The organism is Streptomyces sp. NPDC050211, from assembly GCF_040656035.1.
Lineage (GTDB): Bacteria > Actinomycetota > Actinomycetes > Streptomycetales > Streptomycetaceae > Streptomyces.
On sequence record NZ_JBFALC010000019.1, the window covers coordinates 99,389 to 114,664 of the forward strand.

Sequence of the window (15,276 nt, forward strand, 5' to 3'; positions counted from 1 at the left end):
CTCCAGAGTGAGAGCAGCAGTGAGAGCAGCAGGTTCACGCGTGGGCGTCGTAGAGATCGAACGGCCGCGACTCCTCGTACCTGCGGAGGAGTTCGGCCCGGAGCGGCTCCGCGTACACCGCGGGAATCCCGCCCTCCCGCAGGCCCAGGCGACGCGCCGAGCGGTGCAGCGCCGCACCCAGCCACACCGGGTCCGCGAGGAACCCGCCGTGGGCGTTCCGCCAGACGCCGACGGCGGCAGCGGCGCCGAGCAGTTCGGCATACCGTGCGGCCAGCGCGAACGCGGCCGGGGAGGCCAGCGGAGTGCGGTCGGCCGGAGGCAGGGCACGGCAGGCGCGGCGGACGTCGGCCGACTCCGCGGCCAGGTCCCGCAGCAGATCCTGGACCGGTGCGTCCGTATCCATGAGCAGTGCGGTGAGCGGGTCCCCGGTCGCGGTGAGCGTGAGCCGGTCGAAGGGGATCCCGGCCGGGACGTCGTTGTCCTCGACCGTGAACAGGCCGGCAGGGCTCGCGAGTTGGGGTGCGGTCGCCAGCCTCCGCAGCTGCGGTACCAGCGTCGCCAGACACGCCGTCGGGCCAGCGTGGCCGAGCGACAGCACCGGCAGATCCCGTACATGCCGGCCGAAGGCAGCGTGCTCGCCCTCGCGGACGTAGAACCGGGCGCCGAGCACCACCGACAGCTCGCGCACACTGTCCGTGAGCAGCTTCGGCACCAGGTACTTCACGGCCGCCGAGGTGACGCTGGCCTGCTCGGGCAGCAGATGCACGGCGCGCGCGGCAGCCAGCGACAGGCTGTCGCAGAGCAGCAGATCGGCGAACGCGTTCGTCAATACGGCGGCGGCGTGCGGGAGTTGGATGACGTTACGGCGGTACAGGCGCCGTCCGAGCGCGAACCGCAGCACCGTCCGCAGACAGCTGTCCGCCGTCCCGATCGCCATCCCCGGCAGCGCGCTCCGCGTCACCTGGAACGACCGCAGCGCCACCTCGCCGCCCCGCCCCTCCTCGCCGACCAGGGCCGACGCGGGCACCGGGCAGTCCCGGAAGGCGAGCCCGGAGATCCGGCAGCTGCGCACGCCCGCCGTACGGTAGCGGGGCAGCGGCTGCCAGCGGTCCGTCGGCAACGCGTCGGGGCCGGCCAGCAGCACCGAGTGGCTGCGGCTGCCCGGTGCCGGGTCGGTACGGGCGAACAGCACCCAGGCCCGCGCCCGGTCCGCGTTGTTGATGACCTCCTTCGCCCCGAACAGGCGGTAACCGCCGCGCCCCGGACGTGCGGTGAAGTCCATGCGCAGGAAGTCGTTGCCGTGCGCCAGCTCGTGATAGGCGACGGACACCTTGCCGCCGTCCAGCAGCAGCCGTGCGAGGCGGTCGCGCTGTTCGGGTGAGCCCGCCGCCCAGACGTTCACTGCCGCCATGAACGACGTGACTCCGTGGCCGAGGCCCAGCCCCACGTCTCGGCGGAACACCTCGCGCAGTACTCGCACCAGATCGTCCAGGCGGGCCAGTCGCCCGCCCAGCTCCACCGGTACGTACTCGGCGCCGAGGGCGAACTTGTCGAGCAGGGTTTCGCCTTCCGCGCTTAGCTCACCGCGTTCGTCGGACGCGGTCAACTGCCGTTGGCCGAGCGGGTTTTCCGGGTCGTGGGGATCTCCTAAGGCCCGCGTGAGTGCGGAGGTCCGCTGTGTGATGGGTCGTTGAGCGTCTGCGGGCGCGTTGTGGCTGGTCGCGCAGTTCCCCGCGCCCCTTCGGGGCGCTGCAGAACCGCAGCCGGTGTCGCCAGGGCCGCTTAGGGCACGCATTACACAACCCCCCGCACCAGATCTAGCCGCAGCAGCGAGAACAGCCGGCCCCGCTCATGCGCGGAGAACGCCTCGTCCAGTAGTTCGTCGTATGCGTCACCGGGGTCCGCCGGCTCCTCGCCCAGTCGTACGAGCAGGCGGTCCAGCGCGGCCCGCAGCCACACCCCGTCCCGCCACAGCCCTTCCTCCTCGGCGCCGCCGCGCGTGTTGCGCACCCACAGCCCGAGGCAGGCGGCGGCCGTGACGCACAGGCAGTAGCGGCGGGCCAGGGCGAAGGCGTCCTCCGGGACGTCGGCGACCACGTCGGCGAAGTCGGCCATCCGGTCGTGGAGCCGACCGGTGACCTTCAGCAGGCGTAGCGCGGCGTCCACCGCGCATTTCAGGGCGGGTTGGTCGGCGGCCTGCTCTCGTAGTTCTTCGACCAGCCCGGGCAGCGCGGCCAGCAGCGAACTGCCGTTGCGTGCCTTGAGAGACAGCCGCGCGGGCTCGAACTCGGGGAGCCGTGCGGTCAGTTCGCAGGCGGCGAGCGCCGGGGCCCGATCAGCCGTACCACGCCGCCAATGTCGTATCAGCGCACGGAACTGCTGCACCAGCGAGGTCAGATTGACCAGCGTGTTCCCGTCGAAGAGGCCGACGATCCGGTGGTCGCGTTCGATCTTCTGGAACATGCCGTACGGTCCGACTCCCTGCCCCGACACCAGGAACGCCCGCGCCCCGAGCACCCCGCCGAGTGTGCTCAGCACGTCTTCCGTGCCGGTCGGCAGCAGGTACTTCGTCACGGCCGCGATCAGCGACAGCTCGTCCGTGGCCGTGTGGACCATGCGGGACGCGACGAGCGCGAGCGCCTCATGGGTGAGCACGTCCGTCGCTGCGGACGCCAATACGTGCCGTGCCTGCGGGAGTTCGGCGAGGCTACGGCCGTACAGGCGGCGTTCGCTGGCGAAGCCGAGGGCGAGGTGCAGACCGTGGTCGGCGGCGCCGAGGGAGAGGGAGGCGCACATGGTGCGGGTGAGCTGGAGGGCCTTGAGGACCGTCTCGATGCCGGTGCCCTCGGCGCCCACCAGGGCGTGCGGGCCGACCTGGGCGCCGTCCAGGACGATTCCGGAGATGTCGGCGCCGCGGATGCCGTGCGTGGGCACCTTGGGGAGGGCGCGGTAGGTGGCCGGTGCCAGCTCGCGTTTGTCGGTGAGCAGGACGCTGAAGCCGCGGGGGCCGCCCGCCGGGTCCGTGCGGGCCAGGACGGAGAGGAGGGTGCCGCGGGTGGCGTTGTTGATCAGCCACTTCTCGCCGTGCAGCCGCCAGCCGCCGTCGGTCCGGTGCGCGGTCACCTCACCCGCCAACAGGTCGCTGCCGTGCGCCCGTTCGGTGAGCGCGAGCGAGACCGGCACCCCGGCACGCACGTCCGCGCCGAGCCGCGCCGCCTGCTCGTCACTGCCCGCGACCCAGACGCACACCGCGCCCAGATACGTCTTGCCGTGCGCGACGGCCACCGTCAGATCGCGCCGGGCGACCGTCCGGACGAGCTGGAGCGCGTGCTCGTAGTCCCGCAGCCGGCCGCCGTGGCGCACCGGCACGTAGTAGTCGGGCAGGCCCCAGGCGTCGAGGTCGCGGCAGATCTGGTCCGGGAACTCCTCGCGGGCGTCGAGGTCCAGGCAGGTGGCGTAGGAGAACGTGGTGTGCGGGTCGGTGGGGTCGCCGAGGGCGTGCTCCAGCTCCTCGGCGAGACGGTAGGGGGAGTGCTCCGTCATGAGCCGTCCTCCCGTATGGCCCGGACCGCCGGGTCCAGCACCTCGTACAGCGGTGTCAGCTCGCCCTTGAGGAACAGCTCCCGCATCACCCGGCGGCGGACCTTTCCGCTGGTCGTGCGGCGGACCGAGCCGGGGCGGACGAGCAGGACGCTGCCGACGGGGAGGGCGAATTCTCGGCCGAGGGTTTGCTGGACGGCGGTCGCGACCTGGTGCAGGTCTCCGTCGGGGACGGCCGCGAGGCGCACCTCCAGGATCAGGACCAAGTGTTCTCGGCCGTCCGCTGTTATGCCGAAGGCGGCGCCCGCTCCCCTTGCCAGCGACGGATCGGCCGACCTGGCGGCGCGCTCGACGTCGTGCGGGTAGAGGTTGCGGCCCGCGAGGACGACGACCTCCTTGATCCGGCCGGTGACATACAGCTCGCCGCCGTCCAGGACGCCCAGATCGCCCGTGCGTACCCAGCCGTCCGGGCGGAAGCACTCGGCGGTGGCCGCCTGGTTGCCGTAGTAACCGGCCGTCACGCTCGGACCGCGCACCCACACCTCGCCGACCCGCCCGTCCGGCAGCTCGCCGCCCGTCTCCGGGTCGCAGATCCGCACCTCGCAGTCGCGGACGGTGCCGCTGGAGACCAGGGTGCGGTCGGTGCCCTCGGCCAGGACGCCCTGTTCGAGGGCGGCGACGTCGACGGTCAGAACGGTCGGTTCGGCAGCCGCGTCGGCGCCCGTGACGAGCAGCGTCGTCTCCGCGAGGCCGTAGCACGGGGTGAACGCCTCGTCGCGGAAGCCGGCCGGGGCGAACCGCTCGGCGAAGGCCCGCAGGGTTTCGGCGCGTACCGGCTCGGCGCCGTTCGGGGCGACCCGCCAGCTGGACAGGTCGAGCTGCTCCAGCTGCTCGTCGGTGATACGGCGGGTGCACAGCTCGAACGCGAAGTCGGGCGCCCCCGACCCCTCGACCTGGTAGGTGCCGATCATCTCCAGCCAGCGCCGGGGCCGCTTCAGGAACGACAGCGGCGACATCTGGACCGCGACGCCGCCCGCGTACAGCGGCTGGAGGAGATGGCCGATCAGCCCGAGGTCGTGGTAGTGCGGCAGCCAGCCGCCGACGACCATGTGCTCCCGGGTGCCGCTCCAGCGGTGGATCGCCGCCTCGTTGGCGAGCAGGTTGGCGTGGGTGACCATGACGCCTTTGGGGTCGCTGGTCGAGCCGGAGGTGTACTGGAGGAAGGCGAGATCGTCCGGGCGGACGGTCGCCGGGCGCCACTGCTCCGGGTCGGGGGCGTGGGCGAGGCCTGCCGCGTCGGTGGCCAGGATGTGGACGTGGCGCAGTTCGAGGGAGTCCAGCCAGGCCTGGAGGAGGGGCGTGTACGTGGACGTCGTGAGGACCGCCACCGCTTCGGAGTCGCGCAATATGCCGCCCACGCGGGCGAGTTGCTCGCCCTGGTCCGTGGGGAGCGGGGCCGGTACGGCGACGGCTCCGGCGTACAGGCAGCCCGCGAACGCCGTCAGGAACTCCGGGCCCGGCGGATGCAGCAGCAGCACCGGGCGGCGGGTCGCGCGCCGCTCCTGCAGCCAGGCCGCGACACCGCGCGCCTGTATGTCCAGGTCGCCGTAGGTCAGTTGCTCGGGGTCGGTGGCGTCCGAGCGGTCCGGCAGGTAGATGAACGCGGTACGTTCCGGGTGCGCGGCGGCGCGCTCCAGGACGACGCGGGTGAACGTGTCCGCCTGCGCCGGTGCGAAGCGGAGCGGTGTGCTGGTCACGGCCGTCCCCCTGTCACGGTGAGTGTGATGTGACATGGCACAGCGGGCAGGTCCCGCAGTGCGTGCCGGTACTCGGCCGTCCCGTCGGCCTGCGGCGGGCCGTACGGTTCGAAGCCGAGCGAGAGATAGAAGTCCGCGAAACGGTGGTTTTTCGCGGTGGGCCGGAACCGCCCGTGCACCGCGGCCACCCCGGCCTCCCGGGCAGCCTGCGCCAACACCCCGCCCAACAGCGCATGTTCGATACGGCGGCCGAAGACCCGGCAGCTGAGCAGCGCGTTGTCGATACGCCAGCCGTCGCCCTCGTACGACACGAACACCGCCCCGACCAGGCCGTTGTCGCCGAACCGGTCACGGGCGGAGACGGTGAGGACCAGCCCCGACTCGGCCGCCGCGGTCACCTCGTCCGCCGTCATGCGCCGGGTCGTGAGATTGAACTGGTTGGTGCGCTGGGTGAGTTGGGCGACCCGGGCCACCTCGTGCGGTCGCAGCGGCGCCACGTCGACCGCCACTTCGAGGCGCGCCAGGAAGTCCTCGTACGACTCGGCGCTCTCCAGCAGCTCCCGCCGCTCGCCCTCGCTGCGGTACTGCGCGCCGCGCTGCCGGTCCGTGTCCGTCAGCTCCGGCACGTCGAACCAGCCGTCGGCGAGGAGGCGTTCGGCGTGCAGGGCCGGTTCGTCGTCCAGCGGTACGACCGCCACGTCCGGCAGCGCGGCGGCGACCTGCGCCCGCTCGAACGGGGAGTCGTCCGCGAAGACGAGACTGTCCACGCCGAGTCCCAGCCGTTCGGCGATCGCCCGCAACCCCTTGTCCTTGGGGCCCCAGTCCCCTCGTACGACGGTGAAGTCGTCCTCGGACAGGGCCATGTCGGGGTGGGTGCGCAGGACGTGGGCGAGTGGTTCCTGGTCGTTCTTGGAGCAGACGGCGAGCAGAACGCCCTGGGCGCCGAGCTGCCGTATCACCCGCTGGAACCGGCCGAAGGCATCGCCGCGGAGCGTGGACGCGGCGGCGATGCCTTCCGGGCCCGCGTCGCCGAGGATGCCGTCCCACAGGGTGTTGTCGGCGTCCAGGACCAGGACCTTCTTGGTGCGGCCGCGCAGGGTGCGGGCCAGGTGGGCGACCTCGCGGGCGTACCCGGCGAGCAGTTCGGCCCCGAGGCGGGCGCGGGCGTATCCGGCGAGGCGGGTGTCGCGGACCGGGCCGCTCGCGTTCGCCAGGGGTTCCAGGTCGATGGTGTGGGTGCGGGGGTGGGTGGTCGCGAGTCGGAGGATCCCGGCGTTCAACTCCCGCCATGCCGCGCCCAGTTCGGTGCGCGATCGGTGGTCGACCAGCTGGTGGGTGTGCTCGCGCAGGAGCGGGAGCGTGTTGAGGACGAGGGTGCCCTGCCCATGACGGGCGTGGTGGGCGGTGAGGTGGTCGAGGCGGGCGAGGACGTCCCGCGCCTCCGCCGTGGCGTCCTTCGCCGTCCAGGGCGTCGGTAGTGAGTCGAAGACCACCGAGGCGTCGAGCACACACAGGGCGAGGGCGGTGCCGGGCGCGTACACGGGGCTGTCCGCGTCCAGCAGGGCCCGTTCCCAGGCGCCGTGGTCACCGGGGAGCGGGCTGAGCAGCAGGCGGTGCCGGGCCAGTTCGGCGGTCAGCGACGGCACCAGGCCGTCCAGCGTGCCGCTGCCGTCGATCGACACGGTGAGCGTCTCGGTCCCGGCCCCGGCGAGCTGGTCGCGGACTGAGCCGATGAGCCGTCCCGCCGTCCGCAGCGCCGCCGCCGGGTCGTCGCCGGTGGCCAGCCGGTCGAGCAGCGCGGGCAGATCGTGCCGGCGTGCCGCCAGGCTGCCGTCGGAGTGCATCAAGCGCAGCCGGTCGAGTGGACCGGCCGTCGCCGTCGTCTCGGTGGTCATGCCAGGGAGCCTGCGAGCCCCGCCTTAACGGTCCCTTGTGCGAGCGGCGAACACCCAAGGCGTGCGCAAGGGCGGCTGCCGAGGGTGGGGGTCGACTGAACAGCCCAGGGAAGGCGGCACGATGGACGATACAGGGCGTGAACTGCGTACCCAGGTCTGTGTGGTGGGGGGCGGGCCCGCCGGGCTGACCCTTGCCGTGGAACTCGCCCGGCGCGGGGTCGACGTCGTCGTGCTGGAGGCGTCGAAGCACTTCAACCGCTCGTTCCGCGGGGAGTCGGTGTCACCCGACTCGGTGTGGCTCCTGGACGAGCTGGGCATCCTCGACCGGCTCGACGGCGCGTACGTCCAGATGCACCGGTTCGAGATCGAGGACTCCGGGCACACCGTGCTCCACGCCGACTTCGACCGCTTCCGCTACCCGCACCCCTTCCCGGTCGAGCTTCCCCAGCACACCCTGCTGTCGACGCTCGCCGAAGCCGGCGCCGAACACCCCTCGTTCACGCTGATCCAGGGGGCGACCGTCACGGAGCTCCTCCGGGACGGGGGCAAGGTCACCGGCGTACGGGCCCGCACGCCCGACGGTGCGACGACCGTCCAGGCCACGCTCACCGTCGGTGCGGACGGACGGTTCAGCAAGGTGCGGGAGATGTCGGGGCTGGACGCGCGGGTGATGCCGCTCGACCGGGACGTCGTCTGGCTCAAGCTGCCGTTTCCGTACGACAGTTGGGACGACCGTACGTACCGGGTGCGCATCCGGGGCGATCAGCACGGGCTGTTCATCCCGACCCGGCCCGACAGCGTGCGCGTCGGGTTCAACATTCCCAAGGGTGGCCTGAAGGAGATCCGTAAGCACGGGCTGCCCCTGCTGCACCAGCGGCTCGATCTGCTCGCACCCGAACTGTCGGACACGGTTCGCAAACACATCCGCGGCTGGTCGGACACATCCATGCTGGACATCTTCACCACCGTGGTGCCGCGTTGGTCGGCCCCCGGCCTCGTCCTCATCGGCGACGCGGCGCACACCCTCACACCGATCCTCGGCCAGGGCGTCAACCACGCCATCATCGACGCGGTGACGCTGGCGCCGCTCCTGGAGGACGCGCTCCCCGAGGGCCCGGCCGGGCTCACCGACGCGACCGACCGCTTCCAGCGCGCCCGCGAGGCCTCCGTCGCCCGCTCCCGCGCCCTCCAACTGCGCCAGGAACGCCTCTTCTCCCTCGGCGGCCGACTCGGCGGCGCCTGGCGCCGCACCCTCTACCGAGCCGTCGACCACAGCGAACGCCTCACCCACAAGGTCCTCGCGGGCGCGTATTTCCAGCTGCAGAAGCCGGGGGAGCGGGTGGCCAAGGTGCAGCAAGATGTCCATGGTTGACGCACCTCGTTCGCTTCTCACCGCCGTCGCCCTGCATCAGTTCGTCATCGCCGGTGCCGGTGCCGTCGTCGCGATGCTCGGGCGTGAGCTGGGGGCGGCGAACGGGCTGTCGGCGACCTGGCTGCCCTGGGCCGTCATCGCCTACGTCGTCGGGCTCGGTGCGCTCGTGCTGCCCGCCCGGCGTCTCGGCCGGCGAACCGGGCCGCTCGTCATGCTGCTCATCGGGCTGTGGATGTTCGCGCAGGCCTCTGTCGCCTGCACGCTCGTGCCGGATGCCGGGGCCTTCCTCGCGTTGCGGGCGGCGCAGGGTGCGGGGGCGGCCGCGCTGACCGCCGCCGCGCTGCTCGTGGTGCCGGTGCACACGAACCGGCTGCTGGTGGTGTGGGGCACCGTGCTGCTCGCCGGGGTCACGGCGGGGCTGGTCGCCGGGGCCTACGTGCCCGCGTCCCACTGGCGTTGGACGTTCTGGGCCGACGTGCCGCTGGCCGCGGCCGGTGGGGTCACAGCGATCAGGGTCCTTCGGGTGCGGAGGCGGCGGGGTCGGGCTCCGGCCGCCGTACGGGATGCGGTGGCTCAGCCGGTGCGGGACGCGGCGGCGTGACGTACCGGCGTACCACCGCCGCCACCACGTCGAGGAGCGCGGGCTCGTGCGTGCGGAGGAAGAAATGACCGCCCGGCACCGTCCACAGCTCCCAGCCGTGGGCCGCGCACAGCCGCCACTCTCGGACCTCCCCACGCGGCACCAACGCGTCCGTCTCCCCGGCGAACAGATGCAGCGGGACGTCCACCGGTTCCGCCGTCCGCTCCGCGTCGGCGCACAGCCGCAGGTCGTCCCGCACCACCGGCAGCAGCGCCAGCAGCCACTCCGGATGCCCGAGCAGCACCGGCGGCAGCCCGCCCAGCGCGGCCAGCTCCCGGGTCAGCTCCTCGTCGGACGCGGACGGGCCGCCGATGCGCGGCGGGGGCAGGTGCGGGGCACGGTACGCGGCGAGCAGCGCGGCACTCGGCAGCCGGGCGCCGCGCGACTGACGACGCCGTACGACCTCGTACGCGAGCAGCGCGCCCATGCTGTGCCCGTACAGCAGCACCGGCGGTCCGTCCGCGTCCAGCACGGGGCTGAGCTCGGCGTCCAACTCGGCGATGAGAGGGGCGAGTTCGGTGTGGCGGGATTCGGCGATCCGGCCCTCGCGGCCGGGCAGCCGTACCGGCAGGACGTCCACCGCGGCACCCCGCCGTGCCAGGTCCCGCTCCCAGCGGGCGTAGGCGGAGGCGCCGGCGCCCGCGTACGGGAAGCAGAGCAGCCGGCCGGCGGCGCCGGGACGGGGTGGACGCGACAGGTATTCCGTCACCGGGCCGCCAAGGGGCGCGGTACCCAGGTTCCCTCGCTGTCCAGCGCCGGATCACCGCGCAGCACCGCCTCGTGCAACTCCCGTAGTCGGGACGACGGTTCGAGCCCCAGCTCGTCGGCGAGCGTGCGGCGCAGCGAACGGAACGTCTCCAGGGCCTGCCAGGAGCGGCCACTGCGGTGCAGGGCGAGGATCAGCTGGGCGTGCAGGGCCTCGTGCAGCGGGAACCGGGAGGCGAGCGAGGCGAGTTCACCGAGCACGACCCGGTGCCGGCCGAGCCTCAGCTCCGCGTCGAAGCGCTCCTCCAGGGCCGCCATCCGCAGCTCCTCCAGGCGCAGCGTCTCTGCCCGCAGTATGAACCCCGGCTCCACATCGGCGAGTACGGGCCCTCGCCAGAGCCTGAGCGCCTGCATCAGCAGGGCGCACCCCTCGTCGTCCACACCTTCCTCGATCGCACGCCGGCCCGCTGCGGCGAGGCGTTCGAAGCGGGTGGCGTCGGTGGACTCGGTGGGGGCGTCGAGGAGGTAGCCGCCGGGAACGCGGCGTAGTACGTCCCGAGGACCCAGGCGCCCGGGAAGGGCCGCATTCTGTCGTCGGTTGTCTGCGGCGCCGTTGTGGCTGGTCGCGCAGTTCCCCGCGCCCCTTTGGGGCGCGTTCAGCTCGAGGGCGTGGGCGATTAGCCGGCGGAGCTGTTTCACGTATGTGTGGAGCGTGGCCTCGGCCGAACGAGGTGGCCGGTCCTCCCACAGCTCGTCCACCAGTGTCGAGACGCTCACCGGGCGCCCGCAGTGGAGGCCTAGCAGCGCCAGGACCTTGCGTGGTTTTGCGGCACTCGGGACGACCGACGCCTGCCCGATCCGGGCGCCGAGTGGTCCGAGTAAGGCGATGTCCATCAACGTTGCCCCCCAGTGGTACCGCACCCCGCTTGGAATGCCCTTTCGACGGTGGCAGCAGGTGTGCGCCGGGCACCAGTGACCTCGGCACGAAGGCGATGTGAATCCGTCACGCACCCACATGGGTGATATGGCGCATTACGCCGGGGTTTCGGATGCGCACTGTCGGCCGGGGCTTCGCCTCGCCTACCATCCGCCCGTCTGGACCTGAGTTGGGGAGACTCTGGGGGGAGTCCGATGCCCGCACTGGCCGAAGGGGCGCTTGGCATGCCCGCGCGCTCGACCGCCACACCGACCGCGCCGGAGCACGCCACGCGCGCCGTCCTGATCGTTCCTGTCGTGTTCCTGCCTCTGGGCCTGTGCGCCATCGCCGCCGATGACCCGGGCCCGGCCGCCGCCGCGCTCTCAGTGGCCGCGCTCATCGGGACGTATGTCCTGTTTCTGCTGCTCAACCTGCCTGTGCGGCGCCGGATCCACGGGCACCGGCTGGGGCTGACGCTCACCGTGCAGGGTGTCCTCGCCTTCCTGCCCGTCGTCGCGCCGGGACCGGTGTGGCCCGGCATGGCCGGATACTTCACCGGCTCACTGCTGCTCACGGTGGCGGCGCGCACGGGCCGCGTGCTCGCCGCGCTCGCCGTCGCCGGGGTGTGCGCCGCCGCCATCGGCGAGGGCGCCGGACCCGCGAGCTGGCTGTACGCGGGCTGGTCCACCGCCGTGGTCGCCCTCGTGGTGTACGGCACCGCCCGTCTGAGCCGGCTGATGCTGACCGCCCGTGAGGAGCGGGAGATGCTGGCCTGGCGCGCGGTCGAGCAGGAGCGCCGCCGCTACGCCCGCGACCTGCACGACCTGCTCGGCTACAGCCTCTCCGCGATCACCCTCAAGGGAGACCTTGCCCAGCGGCTGGTACGGCAGCACCCCGAGCGGTCCCGGGAGGAGCTGGACGGACTGCTGATGGTGGCCCGCCAGGCGCTGTCCGACGTCCGCACCGTCGCCCGCGGCTACCGCGATCTGTCGCTCACCCTGGAGGCGGAGTCGGCGCGTTCACTGCTCACCGCCGCCGACATCCGCACCGGCGTGGACCTGCGCTGCGAGAGTCAGGGGCCCGTCGGGACGGTGCTGGCGACGGTGCTGCGGGAGGGCGTCACCAACATCGTCCGGCACAGCAAGGCCACCGAGTGCAGGATCGAGACCCGGCGCTCGGACGAGGGGTTCGTGCGGCTGGTCATCACCAACGACGGGGTGGGGGCGGTGCATTCGGGTCCCTTTCCTTGTCTGGACGGCGGTGGCTCGGGAGGTCTCGCCAACCTCGCCGAGCGGCTCGCAGCGATCGGCGGGCGGCTCACCGTGGACACCGATGAGCGGGGGTGGTACCGGGTGACCGCGGAGGCGCCGGCGCATCTGGGGTGACTACGGCTCGGGTGGCTACAGCTCGGGTGGTTACAGCAGCCAGCCCGACTCCTGTGCGATCCGCACCGCGTCCAGCCGGTTGCGCGCGTTGAGCTTGGCGACGACGGAGGTCAGGTAGTTCCGGACGGTGCCCGCGGACAGGTGCAGCGCCTCGGCGATGTCCGTCGCGTCGGCGCCCCGCGCCGCCCAGCGCAGGATCTCCGTCTCGCGCTCGGTGAGCGGCGACTCGCCGTCGGAGAAGGCGGACAGCGCCAGCTCCGGGTCGACGACCCGCTCACCCTCGGCGGCCTTGCGGACCACTTCGGCGAGATAGGAGGCGGGCGAGTCCTTCAGCACGAATCCGGTCACCCGCTCCGCCAGGGCCCGGCGCAGAGTGCCGGGCTTGCCGAGGCTGGTGAGGATGACGGTACGGCAGCCGGGCAGCCGCTCGTGCAGCTGCGCCGCCGCTGTGATGCCGTCGGTGCCGGGCAGGTCGAGGTCGATGACCGCGACGTCGGGCCGGGAGACGAGCGCGGCGTCGAGCACCTCGTCCCCCGATTCGACCTCCGCGACCACCTCCAGGTCGGGCTCCAGATTGAGCAGCGCCACGAGGGCACCGCGCACCATGGAGACGTCCTCGGCCAGCAGGATCCGAATCAATCCACCCCCCAGGCAGACGCGGACAGCAGGTCCGCCATATGTGGCCCGGAGTGTATCCCCGCCCTATGGCCATTTTGTGAGGGATTTGTGCGGAGGGTAGACGTATGGTAACGCTCAGCCACGGATGTCGTGTTGGTGCTACTGAGTCACCAACTCGCGTGTGTCTGCGGGGTTTTCAGTCATTCCCGCGCGCCGGTGCAGCTTCCGCAGTGCGCCCGGCGCCCACCAGGTCGCCCGGCCGGTCAGCCGCAGCACGGCGGGCACCAGCAGGCTGCGCACCACCATGGCGTCCATCAGCACCGCGAGCCCCACCCCCAGGCCGAGCATCTTGATGTTCGTGACCCGTGAGGTGCCGATCGCGACCATCACCACGGCCAGGATCAGCGCCGCCGCCGTGATCAGCCCGCCGGTGCGCCGGATGCCGTCCGCGATCGCGGCCCGGTGGTCGCCACCGGTCTCGTACTCCTCCTTGATCCGGGAGATCAGGAACACCCCGTAGTCCATGGAGAGTCCGAACGCCACACAGAACATCAGCACGGGGAGTGCGGTTTCGATATCACCCGTGGGCGTGAATCCGAGTGGCCCCGACAGATGGCCCTGCTGGAACACCCACACCATCGCGCCGAACATGGCGGTCAGGCTCAGGGCGTTGAGCAGGATCGCGAGGACCGGCAGCAGCACACTGCCGGTGAACAGGAAGACCAGGATCAGGGTGGCGGCGACGATGATGCCCAGCGCCCAGGGGAGGCGTTCGGCGGTGCCGTCCTGGGTGTCGGCGAGGACGGCGGCGGGACCCGTCACCGAGGTGTCGAAGGGCGCCGGGACATCGCGGATCTCGTCGACCAGGTCGAGGCTGGAACGCGAGGTGGCCTCACCCGAGTGCAGCACGGTGAGATACCCCGGCTGCTCGGCCGCCCCGGCCAGCGCACCCTTCACGAACTGCCCGGCGGGACGGGTCACTTGGACGACATGCGGCAGCGCGGACACCTCACGGCTGTACTCGGCGACCGCCGCCCGGTCCGTGGAACCCTCGATGAGCACACTGAGCGCGCTGCCTGGGCTCGCCGGGAACTCCTCCCTCAGCTGCTGCTGCACGACCCGCGGACCGGCGGACTCGGGCAGCTGCCGGTCGTCCGCCGTGCCGAAGTGGACGTCCTTGAACGGCAGCCCGAGGGCCACGAGGACGGCCACCGTACCGACGAGGAAGTACGGGGCCCGGCGCATGACGAGCCGCGCGAGCCGCCCCCAGGCCGCACCGGGCTCTCCCGACCTCTTCCGGGCGAGCGGCACCCGCAGCGCGTTCACCCGGTGGCCGAGCAGCACCAGCACGGCAGGCAGCGCGATCAACGAGGCCGCCGCCGCGATCAGTACGACGGCGATCCCGGCGTACGCGAACGACTTCAGGAAGTACTGCTGGAACACGAACATCGAGGCCAGACACGCGGCGACGGTCAGCGCGGAGAACAGCACGGTCCGGCCGGCCGTCCGCAGTGTCGCGATCGCCGCCGCCCGGGGCTCCAGCCCAGCCGCCAGTTCCTCGCGATGGCGGCGCACGATGAGCAGGGCGTAGTCGATGGCGAGCCCGAGCCCCAGCGCCGTCGTCAGGTTCTGCGCGTACACCGAGACATCGGTGAACTCGGTGACGATCCGCAGCACCGCGTTCGTGCCGAGGATCGCCACGATCCCCACCAGCAGCGGCAGCAGCGCCGCGACCGCGCTGCCGAACACGATCACCAGCAGGACGAGGGTGAGCGGCAGCGCGATCATCTCGGCCCGGACGAGATCCTCGGCGATCACCTCCTGCGAGGCGTGCCGCACGGCGGCCGGACCGCCCAACTCCACGTCCACCACACCGTGTTCACCGCTGAAACGCGGCTCCAGCGCCTTGAGGGTGTCGTCGACGGCATCCTCGTCGCCACTCAGATGCGCGGTGATCAGCGCCTCGCCGCCGTCCTTCGCGCGCAGCGCCGTGTCTTTGCCGTTTTTGCCGTCCCAGTACGAGACGACGCCGCCGACGCCTGGTTCCTGCGCCAAATCCCGGGCGAGGGAGCGGGCTTCGGCGGTCACCTTCGGGTCGTCGACGCCGTTCTCCGCGCTGACTAGCAGCAGCAGATTCGGCTGGGACGCGGGAAAGCGCTTCTCCAACTGCGCCGTGGCGTACGTCGATTCGGAGCCCGGGATCTGTGAGCCACCGCTGCCGAGCCGGTCCGCGACCCCCTTGCCGAGCAGCACGGCCGCCGCGGTGAGCAGCAGCACGAGCAGCAGGGTGAGGCGTGGGGCGGTGAGCGCACGGGTCGAACGACTGCTGTCCGGTGGGGTGGGCGGGGGCGAGCTGGTCATCGGAGGCGTCCTCCCTGAATCCCCGGGATGGGTGCTGCGGCCTCTGATGGTCGTGACTGCGGCTAAAGCGGTGGCTGCGTCGGGCGC

At 72.1% G+C, this 15,276-nt stretch carries 11 protein-coding genes; 3 read left to right on the top strand and 8 right to left on the bottom strand.

The annotated features are described in order from the left end of the window. Positions 1-34 precede the first annotated feature (34 nt). From AB0I98_RS20915 to AB0I98_RS20930, 4 genes are all read right to left on the bottom strand, one after another. Positions 35-1,606, bottom strand: coding sequence for an acyl-CoA dehydrogenase family protein (locus AB0I98_RS20915; protein ID WP_362943846.1), 1,572 nt, complete (start codon positions 1,604-1,606; stop codon positions 35-37). A 188-nt stretch (positions 1,607-1,794) separates the two neighbouring features. Further along, positions 1,795-3,543: an acyl-CoA dehydrogenase family protein gene (locus tag AB0I98_RS20920; RefSeq protein ID WP_362943848.1), complete on the bottom strand. Its 1,749-nt coding sequence runs from the start codon at positions 3,541-3,543 to the stop codon at positions 1,795-1,797. After that, the gene (locus tag AB0I98_RS20925; RefSeq protein WP_362943849.1) at positions 3,540-5,297 is read right to left on the bottom strand and encodes a fatty acyl-AMP ligase; all 1,758 of its coding nucleotides are present in this window, start codon (positions 5,295-5,297) and stop codon (positions 3,540-3,542) included. Before AB0I98_RS20925 ends, AB0I98_RS20920 begins: the two co-directional genes overlap by 4 nt. Continuing rightward, the gene (locus tag AB0I98_RS20930) at positions 5,294-7,192 is read right to left on the bottom strand and encodes an HAD-IIIC family phosphatase (protein ID WP_362943851.1); all 1,899 of its coding nucleotides are present in this window, start codon (positions 7,190-7,192) and stop codon (positions 5,294-5,296) included. Before AB0I98_RS20930 ends, AB0I98_RS20925 begins: the two co-directional genes overlap by 4 nt. 121 nt (positions 7,193-7,313) lie before the next feature. Here AB0I98_RS20930 and AB0I98_RS20935 point away from each other — a divergent pair, with 121 nt between their 5' ends. Both AB0I98_RS20935 and AB0I98_RS20940 read left to right on the top strand, forming a co-directional pair. Next, complete coding sequence (locus AB0I98_RS20935; RefSeq protein ID WP_362943853.1) at positions 7,314-8,564, top strand: FAD-dependent oxidoreductase; 1,251 nt, start codon at positions 7,314-7,316, stop codon at positions 8,562-8,564. Next, positions 8,551-9,165: an MFS transporter gene (locus AB0I98_RS20940; RefSeq protein ID WP_362943855.1), complete on the top strand. Its 615-nt coding sequence runs from the start codon at positions 8,551-8,553 to the stop codon at positions 9,163-9,165. Before AB0I98_RS20935 ends, AB0I98_RS20940 begins: the two co-directional genes overlap by 14 nt. Here AB0I98_RS20940 and AB0I98_RS20945 read toward each other — a convergent pair. Next, positions 9,074-9,913 (bottom strand): alpha/beta fold hydrolase, encoded by an 840-nt coding sequence (locus tag AB0I98_RS20945; RefSeq protein WP_362943857.1) that lies wholly within the window; start codon positions 9,911-9,913, stop codon positions 9,074-9,076. The genes AB0I98_RS20940 and AB0I98_RS20945 overlap by 92 nt on opposite strands. After that, the gene (locus tag AB0I98_RS20950) at positions 9,910-10,803 is read right to left on the bottom strand and encodes an AfsR/SARP family transcriptional regulator (RefSeq protein WP_362943859.1); all 894 of its coding nucleotides are present in this window, start codon (positions 10,801-10,803) and stop codon (positions 9,910-9,912) included. The genes AB0I98_RS20945 and AB0I98_RS20950 overlap by 4 nt, the downstream gene beginning before the upstream one ends. A 267-nt stretch (positions 10,804-11,070) precedes the next feature. Here AB0I98_RS20950 and AB0I98_RS20955 point away from each other — a divergent pair, with 267 nt between their 5' ends. Then, a complete protein-coding gene (locus AB0I98_RS20955; protein WP_362943861.1) occupies positions 11,071-12,210 on the top strand; it encodes a histidine kinase in 1,140 nt (379 codons plus the stop codon). Positions 12,211-12,240: 30 nt separating this feature from the next. Here the strand turns inward: AB0I98_RS20955 and AB0I98_RS20960 are convergent, their stop codons facing one another. Both AB0I98_RS20960 and AB0I98_RS20965 read right to left on the bottom strand, forming a co-directional pair. After that, entirely contained in the window at positions 12,241-12,849 is a 609-nt protein-coding gene (locus tag AB0I98_RS20960) for a response regulator transcription factor (protein ID WP_362943863.1), read from the bottom strand. 138 nt (positions 12,850-12,987) lie between these two features. Beyond that, positions 12,988-15,189, bottom strand: coding sequence for an MMPL family transporter (locus tag AB0I98_RS20965; RefSeq protein ID WP_362943865.1), 2,202 nt, complete (start codon positions 15,187-15,189; stop codon positions 12,988-12,990). Positions 15,190-15,276 lie beyond the last annotated feature (87 nt).